Annotated in this window: 20 protein-coding genes and 1 tRNA gene; 7 read left to right on the top strand and 14 right to left on the bottom strand. The window is 42.1% G+C overall.

Features of this window, described 5'->3' with window-relative positions; all coding sequences use genetic code 11:
* Positions 1–38 precede the first annotated feature (38 nt).
* From L8106_RS07990 to L8106_RS07965, 6 genes are all read right to left on the bottom strand, one after another.
* Complete coding sequence (locus L8106_RS07990) at positions 39–1,142, bottom strand: D-alanine--D-alanine ligase (RefSeq protein ID WP_039895752.1); 1,104 nt, start codon at positions 1,140–1,142, stop codon at positions 39–41.
* A 262-nt stretch (positions 1,143–1,404) separates the two neighbouring features.
* The gene (locus tag L8106_RS07985; protein WP_009783741.1) at positions 1,405–2,832 is read right to left on the bottom strand and encodes a sodium/proline symporter; all 1,428 of its coding nucleotides are present in this window, start codon (positions 2,830–2,832) and stop codon (positions 1,405–1,407) included.
* Between the two features lie 301 nt (positions 2,833–3,133).
* Positions 3,134–4,111, bottom strand: coding sequence for a DMT family transporter (locus tag L8106_RS07980; protein WP_009783740.1), 978 nt, complete (start codon positions 4,109–4,111; stop codon positions 3,134–3,136).
* 32 nt (positions 4,112–4,143) lie between these two features.
* On the bottom strand, positions 4,144–5,511 hold the full coding sequence (locus L8106_RS07975; RefSeq protein ID WP_009783739.1) for an ATP-grasp domain-containing protein: 1,368 nt from the start codon (positions 5,509–5,511) through the stop codon (positions 4,144–4,146).
* 64 nt (positions 5,512–5,575) lie between these two features.
* Positions 5,576–6,406: an O-methyltransferase gene (locus L8106_RS07970; protein ID WP_009783738.1), complete on the bottom strand. Its 831-nt coding sequence runs from the start codon at positions 6,404–6,406 to the stop codon at positions 5,576–5,578.
* 186 nt (positions 6,407–6,592) lie between these two features.
* On the bottom strand, positions 6,593–7,831 hold the full coding sequence (locus L8106_RS07965; RefSeq protein WP_009783737.1) for a sedoheptulose 7-phosphate cyclase: 1,239 nt from the start codon (positions 7,829–7,831) through the stop codon (positions 6,593–6,595).
* Positions 7,832–9,187: 1,356 nt separating this feature from the next.
* Between L8106_RS07965 and L8106_RS07960 the strand changes: the two genes are divergently transcribed.
* Positions 9,188–9,904 carry a vancomycin high temperature exclusion protein gene (locus L8106_RS07960; protein ID WP_009783736.1) on the top strand — a complete coding sequence of 239 codons (717 nt, stop codon included), beginning with the start codon at positions 9,188–9,190 and terminating at the stop codon, positions 9,902–9,904.
* Between the two features lie 99 nt (positions 9,905–10,003).
* Positions 10,004–10,645: a transaldolase family protein gene (locus tag L8106_RS07955; RefSeq protein ID WP_009783735.1), complete on the top strand. Its 642-nt coding sequence runs from the start codon at positions 10,004–10,006 to the stop codon at positions 10,643–10,645.
* 178 nt (positions 10,646–10,823) lie between these two features.
* Here the strand turns inward: L8106_RS07955 and L8106_RS07950 are convergent.
* Positions 10,824–10,894 (bottom strand) — tRNA-Cys (locus L8106_RS07950).
* A 14-nt stretch (positions 10,895–10,908) separates the two neighbouring features.
* Positions 10,909–11,880, bottom strand: coding sequence for a 7,8-didemethyl-8-hydroxy-5-deazariboflavin synthase subunit CofG (gene cofG / locus L8106_RS07945; protein WP_009783734.1), 972 nt, complete (start codon positions 11,878–11,880; stop codon positions 10,909–10,911).
* A gap of 218 nt (positions 11,881–12,098) precedes the next feature.
* On the opposite strand from cofG, the gene psbA reads away from it, so the two are divergent.
* From psbA to L8106_RS07925, 4 genes are all read left to right on the top strand, one after another.
* Entirely contained in the window at positions 12,099–13,163 is a 1,065-nt protein-coding gene (psbA, locus tag L8106_RS07940; RefSeq protein WP_009783733.1) for a photosystem II q(b) protein, read from the top strand.
* Between the two features lie 165 nt (positions 13,164–13,328).
* Positions 13,329–13,556 (top strand): hypothetical protein, encoded by a 228-nt coding sequence (locus L8106_RS32845; RefSeq protein ID WP_009783732.1) that lies wholly within the window; start codon positions 13,329–13,331, stop codon positions 13,554–13,556.
* Between the two features lie 162 nt (positions 13,557–13,718).
* On the top strand, positions 13,719–13,931 hold the full coding sequence (locus L8106_RS32840) for a hypothetical protein (protein WP_198012912.1): 213 nt from the start codon (positions 13,719–13,721) through the stop codon (positions 13,929–13,931).
* On the top strand, positions 13,925–14,524 hold the full coding sequence (locus L8106_RS07925; RefSeq protein WP_009783730.1) for a DUF2059 domain-containing protein: 600 nt from the start codon (positions 13,925–13,927) through the stop codon (positions 14,522–14,524). Before L8106_RS32840 ends, L8106_RS07925 begins: the two co-directional genes overlap by 7 nt.
* Positions 14,525–14,547: 23 nt before the next feature.
* Here the strand turns inward: L8106_RS07925 and L8106_RS07920 are convergent, their stop codons facing one another.
* The 5 genes from L8106_RS07920 to L8106_RS07900 all read right to left on the bottom strand — a co-directional run bounded on the left by L8106_RS07920 (position 14,548) and on the right by L8106_RS07900 (position 20,829).
* Complete coding sequence (locus tag L8106_RS07920; protein ID WP_009783729.1) at positions 14,548–15,969, bottom strand: NAD(P)/FAD-dependent oxidoreductase; 1,422 nt, start codon at positions 15,967–15,969, stop codon at positions 14,548–14,550.
* A 231-nt stretch (positions 15,970–16,200) separates the two neighbouring features.
* Positions 16,201–17,097: a GUN4 domain-containing protein gene (locus L8106_RS07915; protein WP_009783728.1), complete on the bottom strand. Its 897-nt coding sequence runs from the start codon at positions 17,095–17,097 to the stop codon at positions 16,201–16,203.
* Between the two features lie 91 nt (positions 17,098–17,188).
* Positions 17,189–17,710, bottom strand: coding sequence for a hypothetical protein (locus tag L8106_RS07910; RefSeq protein ID WP_039895750.1), 522 nt, complete (start codon positions 17,708–17,710; stop codon positions 17,189–17,191).
* 94 nt (positions 17,711–17,804) lie between these two features.
* Positions 17,805–20,105 carry a PP2C family serine/threonine-protein phosphatase gene (locus L8106_RS07905; RefSeq protein ID WP_009783726.1) on the bottom strand — a complete coding sequence of 767 codons (2,301 nt, stop codon included), beginning with the start codon at positions 20,103–20,105 and terminating at the stop codon, positions 17,805–17,807.
* A gap of 388 nt (positions 20,106–20,493) precedes the next feature.
* On the bottom strand, positions 20,494–20,829 hold the full coding sequence (locus tag L8106_RS07900) for an NAD(P)H-quinone oxidoreductase subunit M (RefSeq protein WP_009783725.1): 336 nt from the start codon (positions 20,827–20,829) through the stop codon (positions 20,494–20,496).
* Between the two features lie 87 nt (positions 20,830–20,916).
* Between L8106_RS07900 and L8106_RS07895 the strand changes: the two genes are divergently transcribed.
* On the top strand, positions 20,917–21,720 hold the full coding sequence (locus L8106_RS07895; RefSeq protein ID WP_009783724.1) for an inositol monophosphatase family protein: 804 nt from the start codon (positions 20,917–20,919) through the stop codon (positions 21,718–21,720).
* A 19-nt stretch (positions 21,721–21,739) separates the two neighbouring features.
* Here L8106_RS07895 and L8106_RS07890 read toward each other — a convergent pair.
* On the bottom strand, positions 21,740–22,263 hold a 524-nt coding region (locus L8106_RS07890; protein WP_009783723.1), incomplete at its 5' end, for an ArsA-related P-loop ATPase.

The following is a 22,263-nucleotide window of genomic DNA, read 5'->3' as shown; positions in this document are numbered from 1 at the left end:
GACAATACTCAGGATTAGGGTGGTGCTGGAGAATTGATCTATACGAGTTGGTTTGCTTTTGTATACTTAAATAAGGATCGACAAGCGACCCGAGTTCGTCCGGCTGCCTCACGCCACAACTCCAACGCCACATCCTCTAAATTTTGTCCATCGACGATCAGCATCCGCGAAATCATACTAATTTTGCCAAAAGACCAAAACAAACCTGCTTCTAACATATAGGGTTCGTGGGTTTCGGCGTGTACTCTGAAATCATACAACGAATAATCCCGACAGCCCAGAGCAATATGAGCATTTTTAGCCGCATTTGCCAGTTTCTCAAACAGTTCTGGTGCAACATTCGCTGGACATACAGGCTTGGCGACGGGTTTTTCCGGTTGCTTTTCGGGCATTCCATCAGATTGCAGGTGCAGTTTATCTTGTACTGTTCTAATTGGGTGTTCTTCGGTAAATAGGTATTCTATCATCGGCAGTACACACAATTTTCCTTCCCGTTCGACAACAGCGACTCGTATTTCTCGACCGGGGATATAATCTTCGACTAACAATATCTCGTCTAGTTCAAAGCCAATTCGTAATGCTTCGGTGATTTGATCGGGGTTCTGAACTAACGTCACTCCGAGAGAGTTGTCTTCTGAGTTGGGTTTGACGATAAATGGAGGTTGCATGGTGAGGGTGTCTCCTGGGCGGAGTTGTTGGGCTTTGGCGACACGAACCCCGGATGCGGCGACAACGCTTCGAGTTTGGGCTTTGTTGGTTGCCAGGGCTGTACAATGGGACGGCGAACCGACGACGCTTAAGCCCAGGAGATCCTCGAAGAATGCCCGAAAACTGGTCATCCCTGGAAAACAAAACTGATGAGGAACAACGACGTCGATCTCAGGGAGTTGAACAATCATCTCCTGAAGTGACATTTTCTCGGAGAGGGAGTCTAAGGATGTCCCCAACTGCCAATCACCGTTAGGATGTACGACGGCATAGTAGCTGCTGACACCAACTGGTTGCACGACTTCTTTGGCGTAGACGATTGATAGGTTGTAGTAGAAATCTGAGACACAAGACCCTGCTAGATGCAAGACTCGCAATATGGGTAGGGTGTCTGAGGATAGGGGTTGAGTTGGTCGAATTGTTTCTAATTTCATGATTGAATTGATCTGTATTAATCTGCTGATTTAACTTCAATTTGCAGGCGTGGGGCGCGACCATTCTTAACTTGAAAAACAGGATTAAAAAAATACCTATAATTCAAATTAAATTGAAGTCTTTATTGATGAATATCATTGTAATGATATCATATTTTTTGCCTATTTCAAGGTTTTATTTTAAGATATTGCTGATTATTTTTTACTAAAACACACCTTTTGATTAAGTTTGTATTTTTCTGCAAAATTAATGAGAATTAGTTTAAAAACTTTGGTCGCTTTCTGGGTCTTTTGAGATCAGAAATTGAGAAATGAGATAAACTAAAATTCCGGCTAACATTCCCGGTAATACTTCGTAAACCGCACTGGAAAGTTGCAGTCCGACATTCCAAATTAAAGCACTTAGAATTCCGACAATCATCATTGTAATGGCAATGGGAGTTGTGATCGGTCGTTGGAAAATTCGCACTAAAAATAACGGCCCTAAACCCGATGCTAAAGCAGACCAAGAAAATGTCACTAACGCAAATACACTATCATTTCCACTCAATGCGATCGCTAAAATAATCGCTGTTACCGCTAAAGTTCCTCCTTTTGCCCAACGATAGGACTTGGCTGCTGCGGGAAACAAATCTTGGGTTAATGCAGCCGAACAAGAGAGAATTTGAGAGTCTGCTGTCGAAATTGTTGCAGAAAATAATCCCGCTAACATTAACCCAACTAAGAAAACAGGTAATAATTCCAAGGCCAAAAATGGTAATGCTAATTCGGGATCACCTTCTGTGAGTAAGTTGGGTAATAAAACTCTTGCAGCCAAACCAATCCCAATCGCACAACAAGAATTAGTTAAACCACAAGTAATCTTAATATTACGGGTTTTTCCCATGTTTTTTGGGGAGTTTAAAGCCATCGCCCGAACTAGAATATGAGGCTGACCAATAACACCAAATCCCGCGACAACCCAACCCAATACAAAAGGAAATAAACCCAATTGTAAATTAGATGGACTCCAACTGACTAAATTCGGATCAATTGCCTCTAATTTTGTCCAAAGTTCACCGAAACCGCCACAGGTAAAAATTGCAACGATAAACAGTAAAATCAGAGAACCGATCATAATTGTTGCTTGTACTGCGTCTGTCCAAATAGAAGCCCGTATTCCCCCAGAAAAACAGTAGATCACAACAACGACAGCCCCGATAATAATTCCTAAGTTGTAATTCCAGCCAAATACAGCGTTGAGGGCTTTACTTCCCGCGACGAGTTGGGCAGCAGCATAGGAACCTAGAAATGCTAAAGTAATTAAGGCAGAAGCAATTGTAATTCCGCGATTTTTTGTGTTTTGACCTAAGAATGCGGAGACGGTTTCGTTGTTGCTTTCCTCGGACATTTCTCGAAGTTTACGGAAGAAGAATAACCAAGCTATATAGTCTCCTACCGCCCAACCCACTGTTAACCACAATGCAGAAATTCCGACTGTGTAAGCAAAGCCGACTTGTCCGATAAATAAGAGTCCGCTTTGACCTGTCGCCATCGCTGAAAGTGCTGTAAACCAGGGGTTAACACTACGACTCGCTAACAAATAATCTGATGTTGTACTTTGTTTTTGAGTGGCTGAGTAGATGCCAACCCCGGTAAAGAATAACAGGAAGAGAACAAATGTTATCGCAATTAAGACTTGATCCGCCATAAACTGAGAAAGTTAATGATTCTTGTGAGGACTGAGTAAAAACTCTAATTCCAATGCTTTTAAGAGTATACCAGCCTGTTCAACTTTAACCAAACTTTCTCAGGGTATACCGATTCGATCAAAGAACTACAATCAGGCTTTTGAAAAATAGACTTATAAAAAAGATTAAGCCTATTTATCGTAGATTGGGCAGTTTAAAACCTCAATAATATTGATAATTGAATAGCGATCGCTTCTAATAAAGCACCCTATTTTTAGCGATCGCCACTGTTAAAAGCGGATTTTCTCTGACTCTAAACTCTTAATCCAATGGGAGTGAGTTTATAGTATCCTGCGGTTTAACTGCGGAGTGACTTTGTAAGGTGACATAAATACCGATTAACACACAAGTAAAGCCGATCCAGTTATCCGCAGTTAAGACTTCCTCAAAAATTACCCAAGCCGCTATTGAACCCAAAATGGGAGTGACTAAATGGCAAGTGGAGATAAATTCTGCTGAAAATCGCTTTAAGGATATTGCTTCTAAACCCAAGCCGATAATTTGACAAACAACAGCCAGGGAAATGACAGCAAACCAGCCATGAAGTGAATGGGGAAACAGTTGATCACCATTGATCACCACCAGAGGTAAGGCGACTAACATCCCAACAATTGAACAACCTTTAATAATTTCGTTTGAGGAAATTCGAGTTTTTAGCTGTTCGATAATTAGGGGATATCCTCCCAGTAATGAAGCTGAAAGTAATGCCGCTAAATCACCTTGAAAACCGCTTTGAGAATGGGATAAATCGTCGAATCCAATCACCAAAGTTCCACCGACTGCGATCGCCATTCCGAGTATAAATTTACGATCAATTTGCCGTCTGAGGAATAACCATCCCCATAAAGCGGTAAATATCGGGGTGAGACTATGAATAATTGCTGAGTTGGCGACACTGGTTTGAGTCAAAGACCAAGCCCACAACATTAATGATGTTGATAACAGGCTTCCCAGTAAAAATAATAACCCGATTGTTTGGATAGAATTGCCAGGCTTCTCGATGGATAAGGGGAGAGACTTTGGAGGGCGAGTGGCTGATATTCCATTCCACAACCCTAAAGCAACTGTGGCAATCCAAAAACGATTAAAAATCGTGGAGTAGGGACTGATTTCCCCCTCACTGAGACGGATGAAAATCGGAGAAAAAGATATGGCAACTAGACCAATAACGAGTGAGAGGATAACTCTAAGCTCTACTGGTGCAGACCACTGTTGGCGCAGTCTAACTCTGTAAAACATTTGAAGGGTTTGGGTGATTGTTTGAAGAAATGTTAATCTCCTCCTAATTCTACCAATTTTCCAATATTAAAGTCAATGCGAATCCAGCCTTTTAGTTTGCGTAAGTTGTCCAGCAAAAGTAGGGGAATTTGCCAGTGATGTACCATCAAAAAGGGTAGCGGGTCAGTGACTTGAAAAATGGCATCTGTCCCCCGATATATTTTTTTGATCCAGGCTTGGAGTTTTTCCCCAGAGTTGACCTCTGATAACCGCCAAAGTTCGTGATATAGCCAATAAGTCGGCCGACTCTCGGTTAAGGGTGTAATGGGAGGTTCATCTTGGGTTTGACTATCGGTTAGATAAGCATCCGCAACACCGGGATGATTGTAAAACATGGTAATTGCTGAATGAATTCTCGGGTTACATTCTAGGGGATAAACTTTACCGTCAGGGGCTTGAATAAAGTCAAAAGAAACTTGTCCTGTGAGATTTAAGGATTTAACAAATGTTTGTACCCAAGCTAATATTTCTGGGTTTTCTACTTGTTCATAGTTGACCTGAAACGGCGAAGATTGAGAACAACAATGCAGTCTAATTTCACCTTTTCTGACGGTGCTATGGGTGCAGTATTCTTGTCCCCGAATAAACTCCTGCATGATCCAGGGCTGATCTTCACTGATGGGTAATCCCTTGACAAACTCCTCTAATTCTGATTGAGAATTCATCGGCAATTTTGTGAGATCTAAGCGATGAACAGAATCATAGGGAATACTTTTGAGGATATATTGACTCCCATCGGTTGCAAAGTCAAAATCAAGCACCTGTTCAGGTTTAGTAATTAAAAAAGACTTGGGAACCGATAACCCCAATTGTCTAGCTTTATCAATAAAACTAAACTTATTATCCAAAATCTCGGTAATATTGGCTTCAAAATGAATTACCTCACAATGGGGTAAAAGTAGGGGTTTAGCCAGAGAACAATAGTAACTTTCTACTGGACTTGTCACCGGAATAAACACATCAATCTTTTCCCGTTTGACAATATCTAGTAACCCATGAAAAAAACCCTCTTGATCTTTTTTGGGGGCGGGAACGGTATAAAACCCTTGAACTGCGTTAGAAAATCGATGTCCAGACAACCAATATTTCTGGGTTTCTACTAAAAAAACTGTATGTCCAGCCCCATGAAAACAACGGGCGAGTTGTAAAGCCTTCGTCATTTTCCCACCCGTGATCAAAATCCTTTTCGGGTTTTCAGCGATCACTTTTTTCTGAAAGGGTTTACGAAATAAATTCACAACCCACGCACTGAGAACAAGTATTAAATTAAAGGGAAAAGCCAATAATAATAACAACAATGTTCCGATATTTTGAAACAAAGCAGATGCCCGTTGGGGTTGAATAAACAAAAGTTGTGTCATCTTTTTACTTCCCCCTTTGGAAGCTGGGGGATTAATACAAAACTCAAAAATGTTGACTGAAATTTTACCGACGTCGAATTAATGTTAGACCATCTCGCAGCGGTAACAACACCTGTTCAACCCGGCTATCGTTGGTGACAACTTGATTAAACTCTGCAATGGCTTGTCCGTTAGCAGTGCGTTGATTTTCGGGTAAATAAGGCTGTCCTTGCAACAAGCTGTTGTCAATACAAATAAACCCATTTTCTGCTAATAAATTTCGGTCTAAAAGCAGATTAAAATAATCGACATATTCTTTTTTATCGGCATCAATGAAAACCAGTTCAAACGACTTTCCCGCATCTGCCAATTTTTGCATCGTTTCCAAAGCCGGGGCGACTTCGATTTTTATTTTCTGACCATCGGGGGAAGCATCAAAACAATCTCGGGCAAATTTTGCCACATATTCATCCACTTCACAAGCAATTAATTCTCCGTCATCCGGTAAGGCTTCTGCCATCGCTAAAGCCGAATATCCGGTAAACATTCCGACTTCTAAAATGCGTTTGGCATTCATCATATGAACAAACAGTTTTAACGTTTGTCCTTCGATGTGTCCCGATAACATTTCCTGTTCTAAGTGACGAACAGTTTCGCCATCAGAAAACCGCAAATTCCAGGGTTCTTTTTGGGTTTTTTCTGCGAGTTTGGCTAATGCTTCGGACTCAGAAGTTGTGCAGTTTTCTAAGTAAGGATCTAAACCCGAAGCGAGTTGATAAGCTTGTTGAATTGTTTCAGCAATTTCAGGGGAAATATCTGCTTTTTCGATCAGTTCAACTGCTTTTTCCAGTTTTTCCGCTAATATTCCGAGAGGTGTAACGGGTCTAGCTTTGGGAAGGTTAATAATACTGGTCATTTTGATTGATGTTTTGAAAATTTTACAGAAGTTCTAACCTCTCCCCCAACCCCTTTTCTACGAGGCGAGGGGAGACAGAAAACGGATAATTCTTCCCTCCTTTTAGGGGGGACTGAGGGGGGTTTTTCGACCTCTCCCCAACCCCTCTCCTACGAAAAGGGGGGATGAAAAAAAGGTGTAAAAAAACTAACGACTAACGGCTAATGCAGGTTTTTCGGTTTCTGCGGGAATGTAAGCATCTAAACCGTCACCCGAACGAGGATAATCAACACAGAGGCGCTTATGATCGGCGATCGCATCTTCGAGTTCGTCGTAGGTGAGATCGTTGATAAAGTGGCAAGTTCCGATGGGACAAGGTACAGCCGCCCGCAGTTTACCGTCACGGGTTTGAATGATAGACTCGGTGGCTTTCCACATCAAGTCTGCTTCCATCAACGGATGATCGAGAGACAGTCCCAAACGACTCATCAGGCTGAGAATGCGATCGCGATCAGCGTTACTGATGTAGCCCCGTTTGGCGGCTAAGGTTGCGGAGAATGCCATGTCAATATTAACGGCATGACCATGATATAAAGGCACTTCGGGGGAGAGTTCTAGTGTTGGACTCCAGGTGTGGCCGTAGGCGATGACGCGATCGAGATCGAGTTCATGTAAATTAGGAACTTCCAACTCTAGCATCCGCTTGATGGCTTTGTAGTTGAGGCGATGACCGACTTCTTGGAGTTCGGGTGTCTCGTCAGCAAACCCAAAATGGCTGTATAACAGTTGTTCGCCGTGATCTTCAAGCATTTTAAACACTTCGGCTTCGGAAACCACGGCTATTTTGACGAGTTCCGCCATTCCGTTGCGAATTTGGGCGACAGGTAGGGTACGCAGGAAGGAGAAGTCAAGGATAACTTGTTTGGAAGCGTGGTAGGCGCCCAGACGGTTTTTGAGTTTTTTGTGGTTAACTGCAACTTTGATGGCGACACTGGCATCAATTAAGCCAATTAAGCTGGTGGGGATGCGAATGTAGTTGGTACTCCGACGATAAGTTGAACAGGCGAAACCTGCAACGTCGGTGGTTAAACCGCCACCGATGACTAAAACGGGTTCTTTACGAACTAAGCCAAAGTCGGCAAAGGCGTCGATAATGGTTTCAAAGGTTTGTATGGTTTTGGCGGGTTCGGGAATGGAAACCGGGAAGATGCGAAGATCGATTTTGTAGTGTTGGAAGTAGGCTTGCATTTGCTGGCCATACAGACGGTTAATATTCGCATCGACAACGGCTAAACACCGTCCGAATTTTTGGTAGGTTTCTGCGAGTTGAGGGTTTTTGATATCGAAGGCACCGTCAACGTAGGTTAGACTGAATTCGATTTTTTCGTATCCTTCAACGTGAAAAGCAGTGTCGGTTGCTTCAAATTTAGCTTGAACGTGACTCATTGAATGTTACCTGATATAGATATGTTGGTTGGTCAAACGATGCAACATTTCACACCAATGCCACGTCTTCAAGTTGGATGAGTTCTGTCGCCTAAATCTTTTGCTAGAAGTTGGTTTCTGACTCAGAAAAAAACGGCAGAGATTTTCTGGAGAGTGACTCGCGCGAGCATCCTCCTATTGTCAGATTTAAGCAACCTGTGCTAAGATTGTCAGCTTAATTAAGTAATTAAATCCTTCCCGAATTGAGTCTCTACTCGATTAGGGAATTTTTTTTGCATTGCTAGTCTGTCAACAACAGGAGAATTAAAAAGCTGAAGAAACCACTGAATATGTTAGTGGAAGTTTAGCTTTGATTCTTCTTCAAAATATTGAGAAGGTGGAACTCTAACATAGATGTTTTGGCAAGCCATTACCTGAGTTTAGCTAATTAGCAAACCACTCTAAATGATTCATCCGCCAAGCATCAAATTATGTTTTCCATCTTCTACCTCATCTCAAACTTTAGCCTGTAGCCTGAGATGACTCACGACTACTTCGGCTTTTGTCAGACACGACTTGATACCTCAAGAATTAAGATTTGAGAAGAATATTATTGTTGGCTACTACTAGCAACACTCACTTGAAGTTGCAATTGGTGGAAATGTAAACTAACTTGGGTCGTTAAATCCGAGTAAATATAATTAGCTCGGTTTCGGACTTCTTCGACCTAAGAAAAGAACTAGAGAAGAAAGCAGCTCGCTTTTCTCTTGCCCGAGTTTCCACTTCAGTTTACACCCATGATTAACCTGCTGATCGGGATTTAAAAGCCGTCCAGCAAGTGCAATCTTAAGTAGCAATTCTGATTTGTTTCTACTCACAAGCCTATGATCGGGATCTACTCCCCTGCTGAATTTAATCTTGCTTGTTAGTAGTTTAACGCTTGATGATTACTTTTAATCAAAATTAATGTTAATTATTGTAAATAATTTAACGTCATAACTGTTAATTTTTGTAAAAAAAGCGATTATAACAGTTATAACGGCGCTCCGTTCTTAAAGATTAGTTTTTTTAAATAAAGTCTTAATACGGTTAAAAAAATACGATACAAATAGGCATTTCTCAATACAAAATAGAGAAAAAACCTATTCCTTTGCTTTCATCCATATCTTCATTAATTTGTCAACATCCCAAAGTCCGATGACACAGTTATTCTTTTGTATCTACTAAAATTTCCGGAATCTGCTTGCCCCAATCGGTAAAAGTCCAAGAAGCTGTTAGGCTTAAGCAATCAAGATGCACAGAAGTGCCACAACACAGACTATTGAACTAGGCATTTTGCGATAAAATTGTCCACTGCTACAGTCATTCGGGATGTTAATGCTGTCCAAGCTACCCAAAGGGTTAACTCGTCGCTGGCATATTTCTCTTTCTCTCCCTCTAATCTTGTTGGGAGCGTTGTTAACGCCATTAGCACTCCGTTCTTACGTTGAAGCGAGTACCTATACTCGTCGCTATACGAATATCAACCAAGTTCCGTCTAAACCCGTTGCCATTGTTTTTGGAGCGGGTGTATGGGAGGATGGAACACCGATGCCGATGCTTGCCGATCGCATACAAGGTGCAATTGACCTTTATCATCTGGGGCGAGTCAGGAAAATCTTAATGACTGGAGATAACGCCACACCCGAATACAATGAAGTGATTGCCATGCAATACTACGCCTATGAGCAAGGAATTCCCCTAGAAGATATCAAACTCGACTATGCAGGGTTTAGCACCTATGAAAGTTGCTATCGAGCTAGAGAAATCTTTGGAATTCAACAAGCAGTATTAATCACGCAACAATATCATTTGTCTCGGGCGGTGTACACTTGCAATCAGTTAGGTATTAATGCAGTGGGTTATGGAACACCAGACTGGGGTAAATATCAAGATGAGTCGATGCGATTTTATACCCAGCGAGAGATGCTAGCCATCATCAAAGCGTTGCTGGAACTTCATATTTTACGTCCTAAACCAACCTTTTTGGGGCCATTTGAAGGAATGGGAAACAGTGACGAGCGATCAATTCTGAATGATGAATCTTCCCCATAGCCTCTATTCCCTTCTGGCTTCTGACTGCTGAACTTCTAAACTTCTAAACTTCAGTGATTTGCTTTATGCTATCAGAGGGGAATTTATACAAGGCGAACAATGGCACTTTATCTCGATTCAGCGATTATCGAAGAAGCAACACAAGTGAGTCAATGGGGTTGGGTCAAAGGAATTACCACGAACCCAACGTTACTCGCCAAAAGTACCCTTTCGCCCTCAGATACGCTCAAACAGCTTAAACAAACAACATCGGGAGAAATTTGTTATCAACTCACTGCTTCTGACTTAGATGGGATGCTAACAGAAGCCAAAGCCGCTTATGCACTTCTGGGAACCCAAACCGTATTAAAAATTCCGGCTACCGCCGTTGGGTTTCAAGCCGTTGCTCGTTTGTCTCCAGAGATTTCCTGTGCGGTAACAGCGATTTATAGTCCCGCTCAAGCAGTTGTGGCAATGGAAGCAGGGGCAAAATATGCTATAGCTTATGTTAACCGAGCAACTCGATTATTAGGGGATGGAATTAAATTAGTAGAGGAGATGTCTGCTTTACTAAAGGGAACGGATACCAGCATTTTAGCCGCGAGTATTAAATCCCCGGAAGAAGCCGCAGCAACGTTAAAAGCCGGAGCAACTCATTTAACTCTACCGTTAGAGATTTTAACTGCGATCACGACTCACGAACTCTCGGAAAAAACCGTTGAAGAATTTACCCAAAAGGGCATTGGTTTAAACGTAGAATAATCAACTCAGGTTAATCCCATATCTATTTTTGGGTTAGTTTCAAGATTTGACAAATTTAAAATTATCCCATTGTCGATGATCAAAGAAAGATCGACTTTTCGGGGGAAATCTGAGCAAAACATTGGGTAACGGATTTACCTCAAGCTCTCGAATATTGCTTTATGCTGTTTTACTACGAAGGCGGCACCCGGATTTGAACCGGGGATGGAGATTTTGCAGACCTCTGCCTTACCGCTTGGCTATGCCGCCGCATACAAGAACCTTTATTGTACCAGAGAAGTGCTTTGAGTGGCAAGCTGTAAATTCTCAACTACAGTTTTTAATTTTGCAGGCAACCCCGAAATATACTGAGGATAGACGGGTAAGCGTTTTTGTAACTCCCAACCTTGAGGCTGAAGAAGATTTGCGAGAGTTTGAGCATCCGGGTGAGGATAATCAGGATTCACTTCATCGTGGGGGCTGATACCGCCTAAATCCCTGGCTCCGGCTGTGATACATTCGATTAAGATCTCAGGATGAGTGACTAAATTTGGGGGGATTTGTAAGGTAATCTCTGCCGGAAGCAAAGAACGGGCGATCGCAACGACTTGGGGAAGTTGATGGAGATTAAAAGCTTCACCCTCCCAACTTTGCTGTTGACCGGGACTGTGAGGTTGTAAGATCACTTCTTGAATATGTCCCCAAGATTGATGAACGGTGGCGATCGCTTCTAAGGTTTCTCGCCAGTCTGACTCTTGTTCACCAATTCCGAGTAATAAACCCGTTGTAAAGGGAATTTGCAACTCTCCGGCCCATTCAAGCTGTTGTAACCGCAGTTGAGGAACTTTACTCGGGGCGTGGCGATGAACGGTTTGCAGTAATTTAGGAGTCAGTTGTTCTAGCATCAACCCCATTGAAACGTTAACTTGTTTTAGTTGTGCCATTTCTTCATATAAAAGTGGGCCAACGTTGGTGTGGGGTAAAAATCCCATCGATAATGCCAATTCACACAGTTGATAAATTCGTTCAAACCAGGCGGGGCGTTGAGAACTCTGAGGATGAACTTCTCCACTTAAGATTAAAATTTCAATCACCCCTCGATCTAAAAGTGATTTTAAGATTTGTTGAGCTTGCGCCAGAGTCAGCCAAGGACGGGTTCCAGGTTCATCTCGAAAATTACAGTAATGACAACGATTAAAACACTCATAGGTTGGAACAACTGTATAAGCGGGACTGTAGGTGATCACAAAAGACATAAATCAATGACAGATACATGGCCTCATCTACTGTACAAGACCTGAAAAGAGTGAGTCGGAAGCTCTAGTTAGACAATCATTAGTTTTCTTTATACTTTAGTTAAGTAAATCATTTATGAAAACCCCTTTACAAAACTTCATTGACTGTGTAATACTAAAGTCATGGTAGAAAACACCTACCGACGAACCTCGAAAAACAAATAGCAATTATAAATACAATGACAACTACCTTACAGCAGCGCGAAAGCGCCAGCTTATGGCAGCAGTTCTGCAACTGGGTCACATCCACAAACAACCGCCTTTATATCGGCTGGTTCGGCGTGTTGATGATCCCGACCTTGTTGACAGCAACAATCTGCTACATCGTAGCCTTCGTAGCAGCACCTCCGGTTGACATCGACGGAATCCGTGAACCCGTAGCTGGTTCATTAATGTATGGAAACAACATCATCTCTGGTGCAGTTGTTCCTTCTTCCAACGCAATCGGTCTGCACTTCTACCCCATCTGGGAAGCAGCTTCCTTAGATGAGTGGCTGTACAACGGTGGCCCTTACCAGTTGGTAATCTTCCACTTCTTGATCGGTGTATTCTGCTACATGGGTCGTGAGTGGGAATTATCCTACCGCTTAGGAATGCGTCCTTGGATCTGTGTTGCATACTCTGCACCTGTAGCAGCAGCAAGCGCAGTTTTCTTAATCTACCCGATTGGACAAGGAAGCTTCTCTGATGGTATGCCTCTGGGTATCAGCGGAACATTCAACTTCATGTTGGTCTTCCAAGCTGAACACAACATCTTGATGCACCCCTTCCATATGTTAGGTGTAGCAGGTGTATTCGGTGGCGCACTGTTTAGTGCAATGCACGGTTCTTTGGTAACTTCTTCTTTGGTTCGTGAAACAACTGAAACTGAATCTTTAAACTACGGTTACAAGTTCGGTCAAGAAGAAGAAACTTACAACATCGTTGCAGCACACGGCTACTTCGGTCGTTTAATCTTCCAATACGCTAGCTTCAACAACTCTCGCGCACTGCACTTCTTGTTAGGTGCATGGCCGGTAATCGGAATCTGGTTTACTGCTTTAGGTGTATCCACCATGGCATTCAACCTCAACGGTTTCAACTTCAACCAATCCGTAATTGATTCTAGCGGACGTGTTATCAACACTTGGGCTGACGTCATCAACCGCGCTAACCTGGGTATGGAAGTTATGCACGAGCGCAACGCTCACAACTTCCCCTTAGACTTAGCTTCTGTTGAGTCTGCTCCCGTCATCAAAGGCTAATTGCTAGCTTAAATTGAATAACCTTAAACGCTCTCCTTCGGGGGGGCGTTTTTGATTGGTGATTTTTGGTGAATTTGAATCGAAAAAATCATGCTACACATCATCACTTCAAAACAAATGATTGCATCTATTTTAAAATAACAGAAAGACAGAACAAAAAATAATATGCAGTATACTTCAGGCGGTTGTAGCGGTTTAGTTGTTTCACGTCTGACATTTGGGGCGATGACTTTTGGAGAAGGACAGTTAGTTCCAGGAGTGACAAACAACATTGATCAAACTGTTGCAGACCCATTTCCCGCTTGGAAAGCTGCCATAATATTGACCATTCAGGAACAACTTGGCTTTTCTGGCTTCATTACTACTCAGGTGTACTATTCTTTGCTGGGATGAGATTTAGAACATGAAATCGTTCCTTTTGTTGAGGATGCAAAGCTAGGTGTATTGGTTTGGAGTCCTTTGTCGGGAGGCTTTTTAAGTGGAAAATAGACGAGCGAAGATCCTCAACCTGAAGGCGCTCGTTGTGTCACCTCTATCATGTTAGGGGCATATAAAATGTCTCATCTTCAAGATAACTTGGAAGCCGTTAACCTCAAATTATCTTCTCAAGACATTGAACAACTCGACGAGCTAACTACATCTTCTCCTTTATACCCGGGTTGGATGCAACCTTTAAGCTTTGATCCCGTCGTTCAAAAAGCACTCAAATCTGACGACTCGAATTTTTTGCGAAATCTATTTGAAAGTTATTTCATCTTATCATGTTAAAGCGAATTTTATTCATCGGATTAACCTCATCTTTGTTTTTTCTGTGTCCTGATGTTTCCAATGCTCAAACTTCCCTGGTTTCTTCGGAAGTTGGTGTAAAAGTATCACAACAAATTCCAGAAGATAAACGACAACTGATTGAAGAATTCCTGGAACTCACCGGAGGGGAAAGAACGTTTCAACAAGTGAGTCAAGCCATGTTATCTCAGATGGAACAACAATTTGGAGCGATGTTAAATTCAGACTTAGGAAGCCAACAACTCTCACCCCAAGAACGTCAACAAATGGCAGCTAATCTAAGTCGAGAAATGAACCGTATTACTCAGAAATATAATCGACTTTTTCTCGAAAGAATTGACTATCAGAAAATTGTTGAACAAGTTTATTATCCTCTCTATGATAAATACTTTTCAAAAGAAGATTTACAGGTATTAATTGACTTTTATCAGAGTCCGACTGGACAAAAAACAATTGAAGTCATGCCTCAACTCCTACAAGAATCGATTCAACGGACAACTCAAGTCATCGGGCCGACTATTACTAGCATTATGCAAGAGATTATCGCCGAAGAATTAAAACGTTTAAACCGATAACAAAATCCAATTAAAGCTAAAGCTTAAAGTGATCGCCGCCAGTTGAAGAACTTTTCTAAGAAATTCTGTTGCCATTGATTTTGAGCAAACTTCTGTTTTTTCAAGAGTAATCCGGCTTTACTATTAACCTCTGATAATGTCGGATAAATATGAATTCCGGTTAAAGCAGAAACCTTTAAATTATTCGACATAGCTAACACAATTTCATGGATTAATTCTCCGGCTGACGGCCCAACTAAATGAGCGCCTAAAATCTCACCATTTCCCCGGGTAATAATCTTCGCAAACCCTAATGTTTTCCCTTCCGCTTGAGCGCGATCTACACCCGAAAAAGGTTGTTTTAACACATAAACATCTTTATCGTAGCGTTCTATCGCTTGTTTTTCAGTTAACCCAACTCGCGCTAACTCAGGGTCAGTAAATGTCGCCCAAGGAATGACTCGATAGTTGGCTTTACTAACTGGAAAAAACAAAGCATTTGTTAAGACCACAACTGCTTCATAACCCGCAACATGAGTGAATTGATACCCACCAATTACATCTCCACAAGCATAAATTCGGGGGTTGGTGGTTTGGAGTTTAGCATTGACTTGAATTCCTCGCTTACCAACCTCAACACCTGCTGCTGACAAATTCAAGGATTCTACATTGGGAACTCGTCCGACGGCGAGTAAGATTTCATCAGCAATAATAGTATTTTCTCCGGCTTTAATTTGTTTTTTTCCGTCCCGTAATTCGACGTGTTCGGCGCGAGTTTGAGTTAATATTTTAATCCCTTCTGACATGAGTTGATCTTGTACAACTTGAGCGGCTTCTGGATCTTCTTTTTGTAAGAGATGATTACCACTTTCAATGATTGTGACATTTGATCCCAACCGAGAAAAAGCTTGTCCTAATTCACACCCAATAGGCCCTCCACCTATAATTGCAAAATGATCAGGACGTTCTTGGAGAGAAAAGACTTTTTCATTGGTTAAAAAACCTGCTTCTGTTAAACCTGGAATTGATGGAATAGCAGGTCGAGAACCTGTAGAAATCACAAATGCTCTGGCTTTAAGTTGGCGTCCGTTGACTTCAAAAGTTTGGCGATCGCAAAATTTTCCTTCCCCAAATATGACCTCAACCCCTAAACTCCGAAACCGTTCTGGTGAGTCGTGAGGTTCAATGGTTTTAATCACGGTTTGAACGTGACGAGCAGCTTGAGCAAAATCAATTTTTGGGTGTTCGGTATGAATGCCAAAACGAGCGGCGTTTTTGACTTCATAGGCGACTCGGGAAGCGTGAATTAAAGATTTACTGGGAACGCAACCAAACCACAAACAATCCCCTCCTAAGCGATCGCGTTCAATGAGTGCAACTTTTGCTTTTAATTGGGCGGCTGCACTCGCTACAACTAACCCTCCTGAACCTCCACCAATAATGACTAAATCGTATTCAACAGCCATAATTTTAGTCCCAGTTTATTATTTTGATTGATACTTTATTATTTCATCCCAACAAACTGAATTCTCTCTGAGAAATCACTGGGTAGGGGTTAAGATTTGTTGAGTTGGAAAAACTGGAGCTAAGGAGATCTGATCAATTAACCTATTTTTTCTCGTCATTTTGGGCTAGAATTGCTCGATTTATGCTCAATAAATTTATCCCGGTAGATTGATTGATCTGTTGTGATTTTATCAACAATTCTGACAATCAACGAATCGACTTAGAAATAAAGAAAGATTTTCGGCTGCGGTGCCTGAACCTATTCCATAACAAGCGCGTTTTCGCCAAACAATGACTGGCAGATGTCCGACGGGTGCATTGGGGTTAAATGTTAGTTCATCGTAATATTTCCAATTTTCTCCTTCTCGCCATCCCACCGCGTCACAGAATGCTGGATAATCCCCGGCTAAACTGTTAAAAATTTGCTGCTGAACGCCTAAACCAAATAACCCGTTACTATAATAATTCCAGAGATAATCTATTGTTTTCAAATCAACACAGGGAAAGGTTTCAATATCTTCTACTCTTAGCCAACTGTCGGGTTCTTGTCTCGCTAAATAGAGCAAAATTTGCCATGTATATTGATCGGAACTTTTCCAATCTCCTGCGGCGAGTAACTCACTGAGGGGCTGATAATCCATCCCAACTTCAGACATTAAAGATGTTTCTTCAACACTTCCCTCTAGCCAACTTTCTAGACGAGAGATAGTATTAGAAACACGTTCAGGGTTGAGTAATTCGAGATAATACAAAACCCATTCGAGTTGATGATGTAAGTTTGTTCGTTCAACGGTTGCGTTTTGCAGTTGGGTTTCAATTCTATCTAAGCGTCGGGTTAAATTTGCTAAATTAGATAAATTTGAAGCAGAATTTAAGGGATAATTTTCTTCATTTGAATGCTTTTCTTTAAGCTTTTGTTTCAGGAGTTGGAACTGTTGCCACTGTTGTTTTGCCCATTCGAGTCTAACAGATTCTTGATCAATTTTTATTGGCTCTGATAATCCTGATTGTAAATTCCAGTGACAAACTGAACAAAACTCAGGAAGTGATTGTAGATATTCCTGTTGACAGACTGGGCATTTAAACATAAGCAATCACAGCCATTGAAATTTTGGCATTCTTTGGACTGACAATTTACTGAAAATTTCCCAAAAATTCCGAGAAAAGTTTCGATATAGATTAGGATTTTTTGGAATCTTTAGGTGAGAATACAGGACGGAGTAGAAACCATAATAAAATCACAATAAATAATACCAGCGTATTCTCTCCCGTCATTGTACTACTTTGAGAATATCGGTTCCGAGAACTTGTGGGTTCAGAGGCGCTGAAATGAGAGTAACCCTCTGTCGAAGCAATTAAATCTTCCCTGATTTCGGGTTCTCGCTCGAATGAAGTTTTTTCCGATGAGGATTCTTCTGAAGTTCCAATTCGGTTGTAATTTTCACTCCAATGATGAGAGTGATGACGATTTTTCTTTAAGTAGCCACAATAGGGTTTATGTTTGGAATAAATTTCATCATATAAAGATCCACGGCGAGGGGAGTTGCAGTCATCGACTTCGCAGGAAGATTGATGAGGAGGTTGATGAGGAATTTTACCACCGGGATAACCATCCGCCTTCGCCTGATTGGGAAAAACCCCTGATGCGATCGCCGTGATCGAGAAAGCCACAGCCCAAGCTTGACAATATTTCTTCATCATTATCCCCACATTCCTCAAATATTGACGTGATCGTAGCAGATTAACACCCAATTTTAAAGGAAAAAAACGTTAATATCTGTGTCTTTTACACCAATCAGGGGACATCTTGACAAACTCCTTTTTGTTGAGATCTAAACAGTGGAGTATCAACCATCAAGGCGAAAACATCTGTCGCCCGTATCCATCCCATATCACCCGCTTGTAGAGGTGGGATAAGTTGACTGCTTGCTTCTAAGTTTTCTGAGGGTTCAGTGGGCTGATATGGGTTTTCTGATGCTTCAATCTGATCGGGTATTTCGACGGATTCTGATGAAGGGATAAAGTCCGGATTTTCAATAATTAACTGTTCCTCTTTAGAACGCTTTTTCCAGGTTAAGTTCTCTTTTTGATTCGGCAAATAACAAACCTTTAATTCTAACCAAGTCCCGGATTGAGGAGTGGATTGTTTTTCCATCACTTGAAAAACTGTTCCTTCAGGAACTTTACCTTTAATCCAAGGTTTCCCAAACTCTTTTAATAATTGAATAGAAGAGACCGGAATTTCACCTAAAGCAGTGGTATTTTCCCCGAGTTGAATGATTGATTTTAAACCTACGGTTGGATTGCGAGAGATAGGAAATTCAGGAGGCTGGGTCGGGGGAGTTGTGTTTGTCGGGGGAACAACAGGAACTTGAGACTGAGTAGATCTCTCGGGATAAAAAATATAAACTAATACTCCTCCTAAACCTAATAAAAAGGCAATTCCCAGGGATAATAGCCAAATTTGAGGAAGCTTGGCTGAGGATGGTACATCGACAAACTCTGTGTTGGGTAGATCAGAATCATCCGCTTGAGAAATATCGGAATCCTCCCCATAATCTACCTCTAAATTTGGAACAAACGGTGAAACTTTAATATCAGGTAGAGAGTAAATCCCCGATTTTGTCGAGACTCGAAAGTGAAGGAGAGAAATTGTTACATTATCGTGACCATTGAGAGTATTGGCAATTTCAATTAATCGATTTTTAGCTGAGATCAGATCAGTTTCTGCGTTGATAATTGGTAATATTTCACTTTTCCAATAAGACTCAATCCGATCTTTATCACTGAGGCCATCAGAACATAATAGAAAGATGCAATCTTCATCAATCGGGAAACGTTGGACTGTCGGGTAAAGCGTCGCGGAGGAAGTAATTCCCAAAGCTTGAATCAGGGCGCCTGAAGATCGGGGTTGAATCGCATCTCGATACAACGCATAACCCAGACGAACTTCTCGGGAAGCAACGTCATCATCGAGCGTCACCTGATGACAACCTGTGCGAGTAATCCAGTAGGCGCGACTGTCTCCGACATGAGTAATATAAACTTCATGTTCACGAGTCAATGCCATCACCAAGGTTGTTCCCATGCGTTCACGTCCCTGGCGATTTTCGCTGTCGTTGCGTTGACAGATCACATCGTTAGCAATATTCGTCGCCCGTTTTAACTGATTCATCAGGGAAGTTGAATTCCAATTCGCCGGATGAGATCGAATATTTTCCAAGTCTTCGCGCAAAACCCGAATGGCTAAGTTTGAGGCGACTTCTCCGCCTTCTTGTCCCCCAATACCATCACAAACAATACTCAAAGCCTGAGAATTAGCTTGAACTTTCACGAGAGTATCTTGTTCAGGATAACAAGCATCTTCATTTTGAGAGCGAGTCGGTCCGGTATCCGTTGCGGTAATAATTTCAATCCGACGAGTCAGCGATCGCCCACAAATTGCCATCGCTTGATCGAGTTGATAGATCAAGTGTTCTGGCTGGCGAATTTCTTTGGCGATCATTTGCTGGGTTAGCTGATCTAGAAATGAATGAATTTTGGGGTGAGCATTCTCGATCCAAGATTGCCAAAGTTGACCGAGTTGAGCCAGAGTTGCTGCTTTCCAGTCAGGCTCTAACTGAGACAATCGCACCAGTGGCCCTTCAATGCGTAAGAATTGGGGATTGAGCAAACTAGAAGCAACCTGTTGATGTTGGAAAGGTTGCCACAGTTGAGCAATTTGCCATAACCAGTTTAACTGGCGTAGAGCCGATGTCCCCGCCCACAACTCTAAGAGACTGGGCATTAAAGTTTCCCTTGTCTCATCAACTGGCCCCTGTTCTAAGAGCCAAATCGAGGTTTGAAGGGGATTGTGATCGGGGGGGATAAATCCGTAAACGAGGGGAAGATGCAGTCGATAGGGAAATAGCCGTAGATAGGCAGCAATTACCTCTGGAATGCCTTCAGGCATTTCAGGAAACTGTTCGGGTCGAGTATCGACCACAATGCAATTTTGTCTGACTAAGTAGCGATCGGCAATTAGCGTTCCTGTAGGCAAAGTATCCATCCCTTCACCTACCGCTAACAAATAGTGTTTTGGCATATGATTTTGCATAGAGGTTCCTCACGCCTCTGTTGCCACTCAATTTTAGAGTTGAGAGTTAAAATTGTTGTCTCCAAGCTTGTTAACTTTCAAGTTGGGTAGGTTCCTCCCCACCTATCCGGTACGAAGTTTCCTCTCCATGCTACAGGATAAATGATCGAGATCGCACGGTTGATCTCTAATTCGACTCATCCCAAAAGCACAGATCATTTGTCATGGAGTCTAAGCATTTAGAAGCGAAGGGTTTCCTAGAATCAGTAAATTAGCAAAAACTTCTCTGAATCATTGTAGCGTTTCCGGTTGAGTTGCCAGACGGGGAATTTAGCCAACGCCAAGACACTCGCTATGGCATTGGCTTCCTATATTATCGACGGATACCTTGCTCAGTATCGATCTCAACTTATTGGGAGGCAACGCGAGGCAATCCCATACTGTAGTTGAGAACTCGGCTATTGAGATTGTAACTAATCTCTCCGGCTTGCAAGAGCGATCGCACAAAATGTTCAAGATCAGAACCAATGCGACGCATATTATACTCAGTAAGGTCTTCTCCATTGGCGGCTTCTACTAATTCATCAAATTTTTGATAAACCTTTTTTAGTGCCGCCTCATTCCAGTTAAACTCGTTATCGGGATCAACATCTATCGTTAAAACTTGGTCATTGTCAACCAGTTCATCATTCTTGATTTCAGCAGTGTAAATCTGAATATGCCGAGTTGTTGATTTGAGCAACATAGCGTCTGCAATCTTAAAATTTCGATCTTTGCATTCTCATTGTAAACGAGTTTCAATTTCAATAAATCTATAGATAATCTTTATCCAATGACTAACTTTTGGAAGACTGTCTTCAATTTTGCCCAAACCACGACGACTGAAGTCGGACAGCGCTTAAGGCTTGACTGGGGTTCTGTCCAAGCCGATGAAAAGTCTGATGGCAGTTTAGTGACTCAATCGGATCATTGGGCTGATCAAGAAATTCGTCGTCGGATCAATCATACATTTCCCGAACATGGTCTTCTTTCTGAAGAAGGAGAACATCTTTTCCCCACCACAGACTGGTGTTGGATTATTGACCCAATCGATGGGACAACCAACTTCGCTCGGGGACTTCCCATTTGGGGGATTCTCATGGGCTTGTTGTACCGAGGAACCCCTGTCTTTGGTTATGTTCATCTCCCCCCCTTAAATCAGTCTTTTCATGGTTTCTGGCTGGAAAATACGGGTTTAACTGGCCCGAGTGGTGCCTTTCGTAACCAACAACCGATTCACTCGAGTTTAGAGACTCCCTGTTCTGATCATTTTTTTAATGTTTGTACCCGCAGTACCGCGATTATCCCGAATATTCCCTGCAAAATTCGGCTGATGGGGATGGCGGGTTACAACTTCCTGATGGTGGCTTCTGGTGTTGCTATTGGTGGGGTAGAAGCGACACCCAAAGTTTGGGATATTGCCCCTCTCTGGCCGATTCTGAAGGCTGCGGGGGCGGTTTGGACACCGCTAAACCCTGAACCGATTTTTCCCCTCCAACCCGGACAAGATTATGGTCATCGTTCCTATCCGATATTAGTGGCTAGCCAAGAACAATGGGTTTCCCAGTTTCAGCCGTTAGTCCAGTCTTTACTGTGAACTTAGTTGTCCTCTGAGTTTAAACTTTTGCGGCTTCTGCAAAGCGAATTTTGAGATAATCTTCTTCCATTTTCGCGCCCGTTGGTTGCAACGCGGCTAACGCTTGGGGTAAAACTAAATTCCGGCGATGATTACCGATCCGAATATTTAACTCATCTCCACTTTTATTCAGTTGAATTTGATCTTTAGGAATTCCGGGAAGATACAATTCTAAGCTGTAAGAATCTTTCTCCTGACGAATTCTAATTGTGCTTTCTGCATAGTAAACTTGGGTTGGGTCTTCGTCTTTATACAAAGTATCTTTGAGTCGATTTAATGCTTGTAGCCCACACATTTCTTCTGTATAGAGTGGCACTTCTTTGACGGGTAAAGGCCGGAAGTTATCGTGAATTTCTTGACGATATTGTTGTTGATTTTCTTTCCAGCGTTGGAAAAATGGATCAGTCACTTCGGCGGGAATAATCCGATTAGCAACGACTAAATCTGTTGCGACATTATACAAACTTAAATAAGCATGGGCGCGGAGAGATTCTTTGATGACCA

The sequence above is a fragment of the Lyngbya sp. PCC 8106 genome, from assembly GCF_000169095.1.
Classification (GTDB): Bacteria; Cyanobacteriota; Cyanobacteriia; order Cyanobacteriales; family Microcoleaceae; genus Capilliphycus.
The sequence above is the reverse complement of the archived record's forward strand: the minus strand, read 5'-3'. Positions and strand labels throughout refer to the sequence as shown.